This window comes from Tenacibaculum aestuarii, assembly GCF_964510395.1.
Classification (GTDB): Bacteria; Bacteroidota; Bacteroidia; order Flavobacteriales; family Flavobacteriaceae; genus Polaribacter; species Polaribacter aestuarii.
The window spans coordinates 1,045,966-1,061,623 of the sequence record NZ_CAZEFY010000001.1; the positions used below are offsets into that span (position 1 = coordinate 1,045,966).

General features: G+C 30.1%; 12 protein-coding genes. 4 read left to right on the plus strand and 8 right to left on the minus strand.

Annotated features, from left to right (window positions below):
- Positions 1-20 precede the first annotated feature (20 nt).
- On the plus strand, positions 21-506 hold the full coding sequence (locus tag ACKTSU_RS05120) for an ABC transporter ATPase (RefSeq protein WP_408035278.1): 486 nt from the start codon (positions 21-23) through the stop codon (positions 504-506).
- 65 nt (positions 507-571) lie between these two features.
- Positions 572-3,499, plus strand: coding sequence for a glycoside hydrolase family 3 N-terminal domain-containing protein (locus ACKTSU_RS05125; RefSeq protein WP_408035279.1), 2,928 nt, complete (start codon positions 572-574; stop codon positions 3,497-3,499).
- Here ACKTSU_RS05125 and ACKTSU_RS05130 read toward each other — a convergent pair.
- From ACKTSU_RS05130 to ACKTSU_RS05160, 7 genes are all read right to left on the minus strand, one after another.
- Entirely contained in the window at positions 3,477-4,526 is a 1,050-nt protein-coding gene (locus ACKTSU_RS05130) for a lysophospholipid acyltransferase family protein (RefSeq protein WP_408035280.1), read from the minus strand. The genes ACKTSU_RS05125 and ACKTSU_RS05130 overlap by 23 nt on opposite strands.
- A gap of 2 nt (positions 4,527-4,528) precedes the next feature.
- Positions 4,529-5,440: a bile acid:sodium symporter family protein gene (locus ACKTSU_RS05135; RefSeq protein ID WP_408035281.1), complete on the minus strand. Its 912-nt coding sequence runs from the start codon at positions 5,438-5,440 to the stop codon at positions 4,529-4,531.
- Positions 5,424-6,065 carry a DUF4159 domain-containing protein gene (locus ACKTSU_RS05140; RefSeq protein WP_408035282.1) on the minus strand — a complete coding sequence of 214 codons (642 nt, stop codon included), beginning with the start codon at positions 6,063-6,065 and terminating at the stop codon, positions 5,424-5,426. Before ACKTSU_RS05140 ends, ACKTSU_RS05135 begins: the two co-directional genes overlap by 17 nt.
- A 534-nt stretch (positions 6,066-6,599) precedes the next feature.
- Positions 6,600-7,778, minus strand: a complete 1,179-nt coding sequence (locus ACKTSU_RS05145) for a helix-turn-helix domain-containing protein (RefSeq protein WP_408035283.1) — start codon at positions 7,776-7,778, stop codon at positions 6,600-6,602.
- 42 nt (positions 7,779-7,820) lie between these two features.
- Positions 7,821-8,531, minus strand: a complete 711-nt coding sequence (locus ACKTSU_RS05150) for a 16S rRNA (uracil(1498)-N(3))-methyltransferase (RefSeq protein WP_408035284.1) — start codon at positions 8,529-8,531, stop codon at positions 7,821-7,823.
- Positions 8,531-9,649 (minus strand): GTP cyclohydrolase, encoded by a 1,119-nt coding sequence (locus ACKTSU_RS05155; RefSeq protein WP_408035285.1) that lies wholly within the window; start codon positions 9,647-9,649, stop codon positions 8,531-8,533. The genes ACKTSU_RS05150 and ACKTSU_RS05155 overlap by 1 nt, the downstream gene beginning before the upstream one ends.
- 18 nt (positions 9,650-9,667) lie before the next feature.
- Positions 9,668-11,011: a transporter gene (locus tag ACKTSU_RS05160; RefSeq protein ID WP_408035286.1), complete on the minus strand. Its 1,344-nt coding sequence runs from the start codon at positions 11,009-11,011 to the stop codon at positions 9,668-9,670.
- 140 nt (positions 11,012-11,151) lie between these two features.
- Between ACKTSU_RS05160 and ACKTSU_RS05165 the strand changes: the two genes are divergently transcribed.
- Entirely contained in the window at positions 11,152-11,433 is a 282-nt protein-coding gene (locus ACKTSU_RS05165; RefSeq protein WP_274634405.1) for a DUF4834 family protein, read from the plus strand.
- A 1-nt stretch (position 11,434) separates the two neighbouring features.
- On the plus strand, positions 11,435-13,837 hold the full coding sequence (locus ACKTSU_RS05170) for a YfhO family protein (protein ID WP_408035287.1): 2,403 nt from the start codon (positions 11,435-11,437) through the stop codon (positions 13,835-13,837).
- Here ACKTSU_RS05170 and ACKTSU_RS05175 read toward each other — a convergent pair whose 3' ends face one another.
- Positions 13,838-15,526 carry a helix-turn-helix domain-containing protein gene (locus ACKTSU_RS05175; RefSeq protein ID WP_408035288.1) on the minus strand — a complete coding sequence of 563 codons (1,689 nt, stop codon included), beginning with the start codon at positions 15,524-15,526 and terminating at the stop codon, positions 13,838-13,840. It lies immediately after the preceding gene.
- Positions 15,527-15,658: the final 132 nt, after the last annotated feature.

Consider the following 15,658-nt stretch of genomic DNA (forward strand, 5'->3'; position numbering starts at 1 on the left):
GTGAAATTAATACATAAAAAATGTATACAGAATATAAAGAATTACCTAAAAATTCAAGAGTTTGGGTATATCAGTCAGATAGAGAGTTTACAGCCGAAGAAATAGAGTACATTACAGCAAAAGCGTTAGTTTTTATTGAAAATTGGACGCGTCATGAAGATGATTTAAAAGGATCATTCACCATAAAATACAATCAATTTTTGGTATTAGCTGTTGATGAAAATTTCAACAATGTATCAGGTTGTTCAATAGATGCTTCAGTGCGTTTTATACAAGAGTTAGAAAACGAGTTGAAGTTAGATTTAATGGATAAAATGAATGTTTCTTTTAAAGATGGAGACAATATCAATATTGTTAAACTTCCAGAGTTTCAAAACTTTGCCAAAGCACAAAAAATTACAGCAGAAACTGTAGTGTTTAATAACATGGTAAATACCAAAGAAGATTTTGAAGCCAAATGGGAAGTGCCAGCAAACCAAAGTTGGCACGCACGATTTTTGGTATAACTATTGACGTTATTTAAGAAAGAAATATTTTTTAAACCCCCGAAATTTTAAAAGAAGGAAGGTATATGAAGAGAAAGGCGCTTACATTATTAGCATTCATTTTTGCACAAATAATTCAAGCACAGCAAGTAGATCCGTTGTTGGCAAAAGATTCAGATGCGCAAGGTGTTTGGGTAGATAGTATCATGAAAAACATGTCTGTAGATGAAAAAATAGGGCAGTTGTTTATGATACAAGCCTATTCAAATAAAGATAAAAAGCACGAAGATTTTATTTCGAATATGGTTACAAAATACCATGTAGGGAATATTATTTTTATGCAAGGTACGCCAGATAAGCAGGTCGTATTGAATAATAAATACCAAGAAATAGCAAAAGTGCCATTAATGGTAGGTTTCGATGGTGAATGGGGCTTAGATATGCGCTTGAAAAACACCTACCGCTTTCCTTGGAATATGACTTTAGGTGCAATACAAGATACGTTATTGCTACAAGAGGTAGGAAAAAGAATTGGAGAGCATTGTAAGCGAGTGGGAATTCATATGAATTTTGCACCTGTGGTTGATGTAAACACGAATCCAGATAATCCTATTATCGGAAACCGTTCTTTTGGAGAAAGTAAAGAGAATGTAGCACAAAAATCCATCGCATTTACCAAAGGAATGCAAGGAGCTGGGGTTTTGGCAAATGCAAAACACTTTCCTGGACATGGAGACACTGAAGCAGATTCTCATCATACATTACCAACAATTAATTTCAGCGAACAACGATTAGACTCAATAGAGCTGTATCCTTTTAAGGAAGTATTTACTAATGGAGTTGCTAGTGTTATGACAGCACATTTAAGTATTCCTGCTATTGAAACAAATCCAAAATTGCCGTCATCATTATCAAAGAATGTTGTAACTGGTTTATTGCAAGATAAATTAGGTTTTCAAGGATTGATTATCACTGATGGATTAAATATGAAAGGAGCTGCAAATTATTCTACACCAGCAGAAATTGATTTAGCAGCAATTCTAGCAGGAAATGATATGTTGTTAATTCCACAAGATGTTCCAGGATCAATAAGTTTGATTAAAAAAGCGTTAACGGAAGGTAAATTGACTGAAGAACGTTTAAATCATTCCGTAAAAAAGATTTTAAAAGCAAAATATTTAGTTGGTTTAAATAATTACAAACCGATTATTACCGAGAACATTTCAAAAGATTTAAACTCTCCATACGATGAGGTATTGCATCGAAAATTGATCAAAAACTCAATAACGGTTTTAAAAAATCAAGAGAGTGTTTTACCTATTAAAAATCTTCAAGACAAAAAGATAGCTTATGTATCATTAGGAAATGATAATGGTTCTGATTTTTATGAAATGCTAACGAATTATACTAAGGTTGATAAAGTTTCAGATGCTAACTTAAATGTTTTATTGCAAAAATTACAGAAGTATAATTTGGTAATTGTAGGATTTCATAAATCAGATAAAAACCCATGGAAAAGCTATAAGTTTTCTACTAAAGATTTAGCTTGGTTACAAGAAATAGCAAGAAATCATAAAGTAATTTTAGATGTTTTTGCAAGTCCTTATAGTTTACTTCAAGTACCTTCTTTTACCAATATTGAAGGTCTTGTAATGTCATATCAAAATAGTAAGTTATCTCAAGAGCTTTCAGCACAAGCACTTTTCGGAGCTTTTGAATTGAAAGGAAAATTACCAGTATCTATAAAAAATGAGTTCAAGGTTGGTTATGGACTTTTAATAGATGATTTAGATGTATTACAGTACACTATTCCTGAAGAAGCTGGAGTTTCTTCTGAAAAATTATCAATTATAGATAAAAGAATAGACACTATTTTACAGGAAAAAATGTCTCCAGGAGGTCAGATTTTAGTGGCTAAAAACGGTAAAGTGATTTACAATAAAAGTTTTGGATATCATACGTTATCAAAAGAAAGAGCGGTTAAAAATTCTGATTTATATGATTTAGCATCACTTACTAAAATTTTAGCTTCATTGCCAATGATTATGAAGGCTGAAGAGGAAAGAAAAATTAGTTTGTTTTCAAGTTTGGGAGATGTTTTACCAAGTTACAGTAAATCGAATAAAGATACGCTATTGTTAAAAGAAGTGTTGTCTCATTACGGACGTTTACGTTCTTGGATTCCGTTTTATTTACATACAAAAGATAGTGTAACAGGAGAAAACTCAACCAAGTATTATAGAAAGAAGCGTACTTCAAAATTTAGCGTAAAAGTTGCTAAAAACTTATATATAGCGAAAGAGTACACTGATTCTATTTATAAGCAAATAGTAGATTCTGAACAACGTAAAAGGCCAGGATATAAATACAGTGATTTAGGCTATTATATTTTCAAAGAAATTTTGGAAAGTAAGTATAAAAAACCTTTGGATAAATTGGTAGACGAACAGTTTTATCAATCGTTAGGAGCAAATAGAATGACGTATTTACCATTAAATAAATTTGATAAAGATGAGATTGTCCCAACTGAGAGAGATAACTATTTTAGACATCAATTAGTGCATGGTTATGTTCATGATATGGGAGCAGCTATGTTAGGTGGAGTAGGAGGACATGCAGGATTGTTCGCCAATGCAAATGATGTAGCAAAAGTTATGCAAATGTTTTTACAAGATGGTTCTTATGGAGGGAAAAAATACTTAGAGCCAGAGACTGTACATAAATTTAATAAGCGTTATTATGAAAATAAAAAGGTGCGTAGAGGGTTAGGTTTTGACAAACCACAGTTAAATCCTAATGTTAAAGCAACCTGTGGATGTGTTTCAGATGTTAGTTTTGGACATAGTGGTTTTACAGGAACGTATACTTGGGCAGATCCTGCAACGGGTGTGGTGTATGTTTTCTTGTCTAATAGAATATATCCTACAATGAGGAATTATGGTTTAGTTAAGAGTAATATTCGAACTAAAATTCAGCAAGATATTCAAGATGCTATTTTGATGGCGGGGGAGTAGGTGTTAGTTTAGTATAAAATAGTACAAGAAACAATGAAGAGAAAAAGTATACTAAACCAAATTTCCACCCAAAAAAAGAGCCTATTGTCCAACTTTGGATACAATAAAAGAAAGGAAAAAGGATAGCATTTAAACCAAAACGAAAAGTATCAATAAATTCAATTTCATCTATTTTTTTACTTAAAAATTTCCAGATAGTAAAAGGGATAATACTATTTAAAATAATTAGATAAAATAAAGGAAAAGTGTAGTTGTTACTGCGCTTTTTTTTAGTTGTAGTAAGTCTGTTTTTTATAGTATCATTTACAGTATTTACATCCGTAAAATCCGTTTGATTTTTGTTAAGAGAAGTTAATGTTTCTTCGTAGTCTTTATCAAAAGGAATGTGTACACTTAATTCTTTTAATTGTTCAGAAACGAGTTCTTTAATTGTTTTAACTGATTGGTTAATGTCTTGTTGATTATAAAAACTATTGGCTAAAATAGGTGAGCCAAAGTGTATAGCTACTTTAGAAGGATAACTAGAAACGTTTTGATAAGTAATTCCTATAGGAATAATATGAATATCTGTATCAGGATACTCATCTAAAGTTCTAAAAAGAATTCTTGTAAACCCTTTACTTAAAGGTCTAACAGTTCTTGTTTTATTATGAGTTCCTTCGGGAAATATAAGTAACGCTTTATTGTCTTTTAAAAGATTTTGGCATTTGTTAAAGATTTCTTCGTTTTTAGATAGTTGTTGGATCCCATCTCTAATACGGTAAACAGGCATCATTCCAAGTAAATTAAAAAACTTAGCGATAAGAGGATTATTAAAAACAGCTGCACGTACTAAAAAATGTGTTTTTCTTTTCATATGTGTGGCTATGAAAAGTGGATCAACTAATCCGTTAGGGTGATTAGCAGTAAACAGAATAGCACCTTTTTTAGGGATGTTTTCAGTTCCTAATACTGTTATTTTTTTTGTGTAAAAGAATAAGCCAGATTTAACAAATGCTTTAAAAAAGTAGTATACTAAAGTTTTCATTTTTATTTTTTTCTTCCCCAATAAGTAGCTAACATCATTCCTGAAAAAATATCCCAAACACCCCAAAAAGCGGCTAATAAAGCCATACCGCCTAGACCATCAAAAAAACTAAAAATAAGCAGCAACCCTAATCCACTATTTTGAATACCAGTTTCCATTGAAATTGTTTTACAATCTTTATTATTCAGCTTAAAAGATTTTGCAGTAACATAACCTATTGCAAAAGCATAAATATTATGAAATATGACTAAAAACAACACTAAATGAATGTAGTTTTTAAAAATGTCAGCATTGTCATATAGTGCAATAACGATTAGTAAAATAAAGAAGAAAATAGAAAAAGGGCGTAATAGTTTATTAATTTTTTTAGCCATTTCATGATGGTATTGGTTTACAAACATACCTAGAATTATTGGGACACCTAAAATTAATAAGACAAGTTTAAAAAGCTCAAAAGGGTTTAAAGAAACACTTTTTAAAATAATATTTGTGGGTTCATACAAGCTCCCCCATAGCTGTAAGTTTAGAGGAGTCATTATTAAGCATATTAAAGTTGCAAAAGCGGTTAAGCTAACGGATAATGCGGTATTCCCTTTTGCCATTTTACTAAAAAAATTAGATACATTCCCGCCAGGACAAGCAGCTACCATCATCATTCCTAAAGCAAAGCTAGGGTAGGGTTTTATGATGTAGATTAGTATGAAGGTTAAAAAGGGAAGTAAAATAAATTGAGATAATAATCCTACAAATAATATTTTAGGATTATTTATAAGTCTTTTAAAATCCTCAATTTTTATATCTAAGGCTATACCAAACATAATTATAGCAAGTGCTATATTAAGCATCCATAAAGCTTCTGTGTCAAAATTAATCTTTATGTCGTCTATTTGTAAGGGGTTAATGTTTAAAAGCATATTCAATTATATTAGCTCCCATTTTAAGAGCTTTTTCTCTTATTTCTTTTGGGTCATTATGTACTTCTTGGTCTTCCCATCCATCGTTTAAATCACTCTCATAATCGTAAAATACAATAAGCCTTCCTTCATAAAAAAGACCAAAACCTTGTGGAGGTTTTCTGTCATGTTCATGAATTTTAGGTAATCCGTTTGGAAAAGAGAATGTCTGATTGTAAATAGGATGATTTTTAGGAATTTCTTGAAGTGTAAGTTCAGGGAATACTTTTTTTAATTCTCTTCTGATGTATGAATTCATTCCATAATTATCGGAAATGTGTAAGAATCCTCCAGAGATTAAATAGTCTCTTAATGTTGTAATTTCATCATTTGTAAAATAGATATTACCATGGCCAGTAATAAAAACTATAGGATAATTAAAAATCTGTTCATCAACCAATGTAACGGTTTCAATATCTTTTTCGATTGAAGTTTTAGTATTAAGGTTGGTAAAGTTGATTAAATTAGGTAATGCAGTTGGATTAGCATACCAATCACCACCACCATTGTATTTTAAAACAGCAATTTGTTGGGAGAAAATAGTAGTAAAGAAAAGAAGAAAAAAAAATGTTATAATGTTTCTCATAAATTAAGCATTGCTTAGCAGAAGCAATATAATAAAACAGTAATAAAAAACACCAACAACTTAGTTGTTGGTGTTTTTATTTCCCCTTAAACATAAATCATACTTTTTAATTTGAAAAGTCCCCACTTTTTCAAAAAGCAACTAATTTACGTTGCGAAAATATAAAAGATTAAAAATAACAAGTACAATAACATCTGATTGGATGTTTTAAAACTTACTTTTTATAAAAAGCATAGTGTGAAAATGATAAATATTAAGGTTGTTTTTAAATAACTTAAGAAGATAAAAATAAAAAACACCAATATTAATATTGGTGTTTTTAAAGTTATAGCTCTCCCTTTTTCGTATTGAGAATGAGTATTCTCAATAATTTTTTAGAAATCTTAATTATAAATTGAAAACCCCTTCAACTATTTTCAATTACTAATTTTTTTAATTTCACTATGTAAATATAAAATATAGATTAAAGAAGTGAGTTCGAAAACATCCAGTTTGAGTATTTTAGACTGGCTTTTTATAAAAAGAGACTAGAAATTAATTGTTAAGAGTAGCCAATGATAAGTTTTTAAACTCTACAGGAGTATTTCCTGTATGTTTTTTAAAGACAGTATAAAAAGTAGATTTAGAGTTAAAACCAGACTCTAAACCAATAGAGGTAATTGTGTAATCTGAATATTCTGGATCGAGTAATAATGTCTTAGCCAAATCAATTCTCATTTCGTTTAAATAATCAGTAAAAGATTTTTCAGCTACATTATTAATAATTAAAGAAAGAGTACTTGAGCTTAACTCTGTGTCCTTAGCTAAATCTTGAAGTGTATATTTAGTAGATAAATATTTCTTTTTTGATTTAATAAAATCATCGATTTCTTGAAACTGTTCTTTTTGTCGTTCAACTTGACTTTTAGAAGGGTTTTTTTCAGTGTCTACTTTTATGGTATCTACACTAAAACTTCCGTTTAAATCAATCAAAAGAGATTTTCTAATATTTTCTCTTTCCTTTAAAATTCTAATCTGTTTAAAACCTTGGTAACCTAACCAGTAGATTAAAACAGTAGTAAATACTCTTAAAGGATAATAAGAAAATAAGAAGTTGCTAAAGTTTAAACTTATTTTTACAACAAGAGCAAGAATCCAAAGCAGATATCCTACTGAAGAAAGAACAAAGAAGGAGTAAAGCCATTTTAGATTATCAAAAGATAGTATTTTAGGGAATAAATTTTCTTTTTTATATAAAATATACATTGAATATATGAAAAAGCTCAAAGAGGTAAGCATGCTAAAAAACTCTTCAAGAGAAGAATATCTTTCATAAATGTAATCTAATCTTTCCTGTGAAGCAGTGTCACTGTAGTACACAACAAAACTTATTTGGGCAATTACCATAAGGATAAATGCAGGAATAGCGAATTTTAAAACATTAAAAGATTTTTGAGGTAAATCTAGATAATGAACTAAAAACATGTATAAAAAAGGCATAGCTAAAAAGTGCCAAGAAAACTGCATATAATCTAAAGCAAATTTATTTTGAAGCAAGCCTCTTTCTAAAGCCCAAGATTGGATATTGTTTATAGAAATTACTAAGATTAATAAGTTTAAGTATACCATACTTTTTTCTCTTCCATTTTTTGAAGAGAATAATACGATACTGAATGCAAAGCCATGTAGGGCACTTACTAATAAAAAGAGATTAAATAGATACTCTATTGTCACAACCTATATTTTTAACAAAAAGTTAAATATACAAAAAATGAATTATTGATGTAGGTACGCTATACTTTGAACTACGTTTAGACCTGCTGTTTCTGTTCTTAATCTATTTTCACCTAAAGAAATAGGAGTAAATTTTTTAGTTAAGGATTGTTGAATTTCTTTTGATGAAAAATCTCCTTCAGGACCAATAAGAATAGTATAAGAAGTGTTAGGCGTAGCGATGTTTTTTAAAATTCTCTTTTCGGTATTTTCTTCACAATGTGCAATAAACGTTTCACTGATAAAGTCTTGATCGATAAAATCAGAGAACTTTATAGGTTCGTTTAGTTTTGGTAAAGTGAATTGTAAAGACTGTTTCATAGCGGCTTGTACAATTCTTAAAAATCGTTCTGTTTTTACAACTTTTCTTTCTGAGTTTTCACAGATAATTGGTGTGATTTCATCAATACCAATTTCGGTAGCTTTTTCTAAAAACCATTCAAAACGGTCGTTGTTTTTTGTTGGAGCTATGGCTACGTGTAAATAATAATCTCTAGTACGAGGTTTTTCTTCTGATTTTATAATTGAGGCAATGCATTTTTTATCATTCCCCAATATAATTTCAGCAGAAAATAAAAAACCTTTTCCGTTAGTGATGTGTAATATGTCTCCTTCCTTTTTACGTAAAACCCTAATGATATGACGACTTTCGTCTTTATCAAAAATAATTTCTTTTGAAGTAGGTCCTAAATCAGGATTGTAAAATAGTTGCATTATAAATCGAGTTTATAGGTTCTTCTACGTTTATGAATTTTAGGATCAAAAGCTTTCCAAATTTGATGAATAGCATGGTTGTCTTCTAATTCAGGAGTTCTAATACAGTTTTCAATTCCTTTGGCTAAAAATGCAGAGTGAAACTGCTCAAAAATAACAGCAGTTACTCCTTTGTTTTGGTATTCTGGATCTACACCAATTAAATAAAATGTAACATCTTTTGAATTTTTTCTAGCATTTAATAAATGAAAAAGACCAAAAGGAAATAGTTTACCATTCGCTTTTTGTAAAGCTCTAGAAAAAGAAGGCATTACAATAGCAAAAGCAACAAGTTTGTGGTTTTCATCAACGACAAACTTTATGTATTCAGGGTTGATGAAACTGATGTATTTCTTTTTAAAATAATCTATTTGAGCTTCTGAGATAGGTACATAAGTTGATAGTTTTGAATATGTTTTACTAAACAATTCAAACATTTCATCAACATAAGGCATTATTTTATCGGTAGAAGTAAAGTTTAAAGGAGTTAAATTATACCTCTTTTTAATAATAGTACTAGCTTTTCCGTATTTATTGATGTCTACATTTTTAAAAGAAAAGTTACTTTCGATGTATTCTTTTTCTTTTTTAAATCCTAGTTGTTCTAGATGTTTAGAATAGTAAGGGTGATTGTACCAAGTAATCATAGTACCTATATGATCAAAACCTTCAACAAGAACACCAGTTTTGTCTAGGTTGTTAAAACCAACAGGTCCTTCGATGTATTCTAATCCATTTTCTTTACCTATTTCAGCAACTTTATCTAATAGAGCTTTAGTTACTTCTATATCATCAATTACATCAAACCAACCAAAACGCATTTTTTTTATGTTTTGCTGTGTAGTTTCATAAGTATTGATAATGGCTACAACTCTACCAACAATTTTATCGTTTTTGTAAGCTAAGAAAAAACGAGCGTCCGCATGCTCAAAAACTGGGTTTTTATCCTTATCAAAACTTTCAACTTCATCATTAATGATAGGCGGAACCCAATACTTATTGTCTTTATAAAGAGAAAAAGGAAACTTAACAAATTGTTTCATTTCCTTTTTGGTTGTTATTTCTTTAATTTGAATCATAAGTCAAATGTAAGATTTTTAATTGTCATCTTTCTCTTGATCTTCTTTCTCTTTTTGTTCTTCTTTTTTGATTTCTTCTTCTAGCTTTTTAATTTCTTTTTCAAGTTTCAAACGTTCTTTCTCTTTTTGTTTCGCTTCTTTTTCTTCCTCTTTTTTAATCTGCTTTTCAAGCTTTAAACGCTCTTTTTCTTTTCGTTTTACTTCTTTTTCAGCCTTTTTTTGTGCTTTTTTAGCGGCTTTCTTTTCTTCTTTAGCAGTTTTCTTCTTTAGTTTTTTATCTTCTTTAGCAATAACATCTACTAAAGATCCTTGACGCTCTCTTCTAGGTTTTTGATTTAAGGCATCACCATCAGTGTTTTTAGAAATATCTAAATCTACTTTTTGCTCTCGTTTCTTTGAAAATAATTTTCCTGTCTTACTGAATAGTCTACCAAAGAAGCTTCTGTCTTCATCGTACTTAACTTGTTTACCTTCTTCTATTTTATTTCCAAATTCATCTATTTCAACAAATTTATCTTGGTGTCTATTAAGTCTATAAGAAACACCTACTGAAGTGTAAAGACCAATTTCGTCTTGCTGCATATTAGCTCTTAGCGAAGCGTTAAATTGTAAGTTTTCGCTAAATAAATAGGCTGCACCAGCACCTATATTGGTTCTCTTTTCATATTCTTCAAATATTCCTTGTATTTCTGCGAAACCAGACCAATAATCATTAAAATTATATGTTCCTGTAACGATGTAAGAAAGTTGTGAAAAATCAGTTCCGATAAAATCGTAGTGAAGATTGGTGATTACGTTTAACTTGTCTGAAAACTCATTTTGTAATAAAAGTCCTACTTTCGGACTAAAACCATCTCTTTTGTGGTAGTCAGTTAAAAAGTTACCAATATTTAATCCCGCTGAAATACCAATATGAGGTATCCAACGTTTCCAGTCAAAAGAATGACGAGCTTTCCAGCTTCTTATTTCTTTACTTTTATCATCATACTTCGGAGCATAAATAAGGTATTTTGCGCCTAAACTAAACTGACTTAGACCTGTTTTGTTATATGATGATTCAAAGATGTTTTTAAAAGCTATTTTGTCTCTTTGTAAAGAAGTATTTAAATTCACTTCTAATTTTTCAGAAATAAAACTGGTTCTAAAAAATAAGTTCAATCCTAAGGCTTCTGGATTACTAAAGGTAGGAGTAGCATTAATTTTTCTATAAAAAATACTCGATTCAAACTGATACACACCTGAACCAACGCTGTAAGGACTCTCAGAAAAACCTGGTCTATTTGAATTTATAACAGGGGTGTATTGCGCGTTTGCAGTTAATACTGAGAAAAATACAAAAAACAAAAGGAGTTTCTTAATCATATAATAAGTCCAGATTTTCAGGTTTTACAAACATACGTAAAAATACAATTACCTATATAATATAAGTTTTGTAAAGTCTTAACGCTTCCTTTTGCTTCAAATTGTTATTTTTGATTGATTTTTTTATTTTTTAGAAAAAGATGACTTATATAAATGAAGCTGGACCTGTGAATTTTTTAAAGACCATATTAATTATTCTGTTAGTTTATTATGCTATAAAGTTTTTGGCGAGATTATTTGCACCTTACCTTATAAAAAAAGCGGTAGATAAAGTACAAAAGAAAGCAGAACAACAGTTTAGAAATCAACAACAAGCATCGGATGTTGAAGTAGGAAAAACTGTTATTGACAAAAAACCAAATACTACAAAACAAAGTAATAATTCTGTTGGCGAATACGTTGACTATGAAGAAATAGACTAACATGAACTTAAAGAAAATTTTACCGTTTGCAATTGCTATTATTGTCTTTGCAATAGCATCGGTGTTGTATTTTAATCCGGTTTTAAGCGGAAAACAAATCAAACAAAGTGACATTACTCAGTTTATAGGAATGTCGAAAAGTGTTAATGAATACAGAGCAGAAAAAGGAGAAGAACCATACTGGTTAGATAATGCTTTTAGTGGAATGCCAGCGTATCAGGTTAGTGCTTATTATCCGAATGATTTTGTGCGATATATTGATAAAGCTTTTCGTTTTTTACCGCGACCTGCCGATTACCTTTTTTTATATTTTTTAAGTTTTTTCATACTATTAACTGCTTTAAAAGTTGATTGGAAGCTTGCCGTTTTAGGAAGCTTGTCCTTTGGTTTTTCTACCTATTTGATTATTATTTTTGGAGCAGGACATAATGCAAAAGCACATGCCATAGGATATATGCCAATGGTTATTGCAGGGGTTATTTATGTTTTTAGAAAGCGATATTTACTCGGGTTTATACTCACAGCTTTAGCCATGGCTTTAGAAATATATTCTAATCACCCCCAAATGACGTATTATTTAGGATTTTGTTTACTAATATTAGCTATTGTTGAATTTATTGAAGCTTTTAAGTCGAGAACATTATCAGTGTTTTTCAAACAATCAGCAATTTTAGTAGCCGCTATGTTAATTGGTATCGGAGCGAATTCAACTAGGTTGCTGGCGATGAAAGAATATGCTGATTACAGTACGAGAGGAAAGTCAGAATTAACTATCAATCCTGACGGAAGTCCAAAAGAAAAGTCTTCAGGATTAGATAAAGAGTACATTACTGAATACAGCTACGGAATAGCTGAAACGTTTAACTTACTAATTCCTCGATTTACAGGAGGAGGAACAGTTGAAGAGCTGGGAGAAGATTCTAATTTTTATCAAGTTTTAGAACAAAATGCAGGAAAAAGTGTAGCGAAAGATTATTCGAGTCAAGCATTAACTTACTGGGGAAAACAACCAATTGTCGAGGCTCCTGCGTATATAGGCACAATTGTCTTTTTCTTATTTTTCTTAGGGGTTTTCTTAGTAAAAGGACGTTTAAAATATTGGTTGGTAGCAGCCACCGTATTTTCAATAGTATTGAGCTGGGGAAAGAATTTTCCAGCAGTTACAAACTTTTTTATTGACTATGTTCCGTTATACAACAAGTTTAGAGCGGTATCATCTATTCAAGTAATTGCAGAACTGTGCGTTCCGTTGTTAGGGGTTTTAGCATTGAAAGAATTTTTCTCGTCTGAGAATTCTTCCGAAGAAAAAGAAAACGCAGTAAAAAAAACTTTTTATATATTAGGGGGAATCTCGTTAGTATTCCTATTGTTCGGATCAAGTTTATTTGCTTTTGAAGGATTACGTGATGCGAATTACCAACAACTCCCAGAATTGATTGATGCTATAATAGCTGATAGAAAATCAATGTTGTTCAATGATAGTTTACGTTCGTTACTACTTGTTTTAGTAAGTGGAGGAGTGTTATGGTTTTATTTAAAAGGAAAGTTACAGCAGATCCCAGTATTGTTTGTTTTAGGAGGATTGATTTTATTCGATTTGGTGTCGATAGATATTAATTATGTAAATAAAGAAGATTTTATATCGGCAAGAAGAGTAGAAAAACCATTTATTGAGACTAAAGCAGATATTGAAATATTAAAAGACAAAAGTGATTATCGTGTAGCAAATTTTGCTGGGAGTCCGTTACAAGATGGAAGAACTTCATATTTCCATAATTCAATAGGAGGATATCATGCAGCAAAAATGAAACGTTACCAAGAATTGTTCGATTATCAGATTGCAAAAAACAATATGGAGGTGTTGAATATGTTGAATACCAAGTATTTTATTGTGAGTGAGGAGCAGTTTCAAGAAAATCCAGAAGTAAATGGAAGTGCTTGGTTTGTAAACTCATTAGAAAAGGTAACTTCAGCCAACGAGGAAATCATTGCCTTAGATAGTCTAAAAACAAAAACGGAAGCCGTAATCAATACTAAGGAGTTTGATTTTAGCGGCGTAGATACATATCAAAAAGATACCACAGCGACTATCAATTTATTGAAGAAAGATCTTAGAGAACTAGTATACGAAACAAATACAAGTTCAGAACAGTTTGCAGTGTTCTCTGAAATATATTACAAAGATGGATGGAATGCTTATATTGATGGTGGAAGTGTACCGTATTACAGAGTAAACTACGTGTTAAGAGGTATGGAGATTCCTGTAGGAAAACACACTATAATGTTTAAATACGAGCCAACTGTTATTAAAAAAGGAAGTTTACTTTCGTTATTCTGTTATGGATTACTAATCCTTGTGCCTATTGGTTGGTTTGTAATATCAGGTAAAAGAAAAGAGCTTTAACTAATCGTCAAGAGTTTTTAAAAATGCAGATGGAGTTACGCCAACATGCTTTTTAAAAGCTCTTGTAAAAGCTGAAGCATTGGTGTAGCCTATTTCATCAGCAATAGCTTGAATAGAGTATTTTCTAAAAGTTTTGTTGCTCTTTAGTTTTTCAACCACATAATTAATCTTAAGTTTAATACAGTATTGTTTAAACGATTCGTCATGATGTTTGTTGAAGATAAAAGAAACATACGTATTGTTGGTTTCTAATTTGTCAGCAATATAGTTAATAGAAAAATCAGGTCTCAAAAAGTCTAGATTTATTGTAGCATTTTTAAACTCATTTAAAATCTTGTTTTCTAATTCTTCATCAATATTATATTCCTTTTTTTCAGCTTCAACAGGTTTGTCATTGTTAATCATTAAAATAAGTTCTTTCTTTTTTTCTTTTTCTTTTTTTAATAAATAAAAAGTAATAATGAAGAAAGTTATTAATAAAGTAACAAATGAAATAGTGAGCTTTTTTTGTTTGCTAGCTTCTTTTTCTTTGATTTCCTGATTAAGTAGTTGAGCTTTGTTGAAGTTGTTGTTGTAGAATAAGTTAAAAGTCTTGTCTTTATTGTTTCTAGCTAAATTAAACTGCTCTAGTGTTAATGCAGAGTATTTAAAGGCACTATCTAATTTGTTTAGGTTGTTGTATTCCTTTGAAAGGATATCATAAATAGTGATTAATTTACTTGTTTCACATTTTTTATGGTTTTTTAAAAGTTTATTTGAGTAATAAACAGCCGAGTCAGAATTGTTTAAGTTGTGGAAACAAATAGCTTTCTGAAAATATTCTCTATGAAGGTAATTATAACCGTTATTAATGTTTTTATAGTTATTGATAAGGTCAATAGCTTTTTGATATTTATTTTGCTTCAATAACACTTCAGTTTTTCTGAAATTGTAAATAATTTCTGAATCTTTATGAGGTGGATTAAACATTTTAGCTACTTCATATGCTCTGTCGTAATAGTAATTTGCAGAATCTAGAAAAGCTTTGTTTGGGCGCTGGTTATTTAGAGAAACATAGGTGTTACCTAAGCAATTGTATGAATTTGCTTTCCACTGAAGAAAAAACTCATCTTGTTGTACATTTTTTAAAATAGGATTTTTAGCCTCTGATAATGATTGAAGCAAAATATCTTTAGCTTTATCCTGCATGTCAAGCTTATTTTTTATGACAGCTTTACTTAGAGTTAATCCAAGTATATTCCTAAAGTTAATATTGTCTTTAATAGGATGATTTAATATGATACTTTCCTGTTGCACGAGAATAGCAAAAGCTTCTTGATATTTTTCTTGATTTTTTTTAATCCAAAAAAGTCTATTAAAAGCGGCTATTTTTCTATCTAAAAGGCACGTAAGGAATTTATCAGCTAGTAAAGAATCTACTTGTTGAATAACCTTAAGACATATACTTTCAGCTTTATCAAAATTTTCTTCTCTATAAAAACCATAAGCCTTACCAGTCGCTCCTTCTAGTCTTTTACAGATGTTTTCAGATTGTTCTAGTTTTTCACAGTAATAAAATAAACTATCATTATTAATGTCTTTAAAATAATTAACCTTATCGAGATAAAATGAATCTAAATTTTTAGTTTGAGAAGTAATCTTCGCTGAAAAAGAGAAGGTAATAAGTAGAGTAATTAAAAATCTGGTCATTTTATACAAATCAATAAAACACATACTTTCTATAAAAAGCACAGGTTAGAAAACCAAATATAACATTTTTTAGTCGTGCTTTTTATAAAATAGGGTATACAGTGTTTTTTTTATATCTAAAACAACAATATG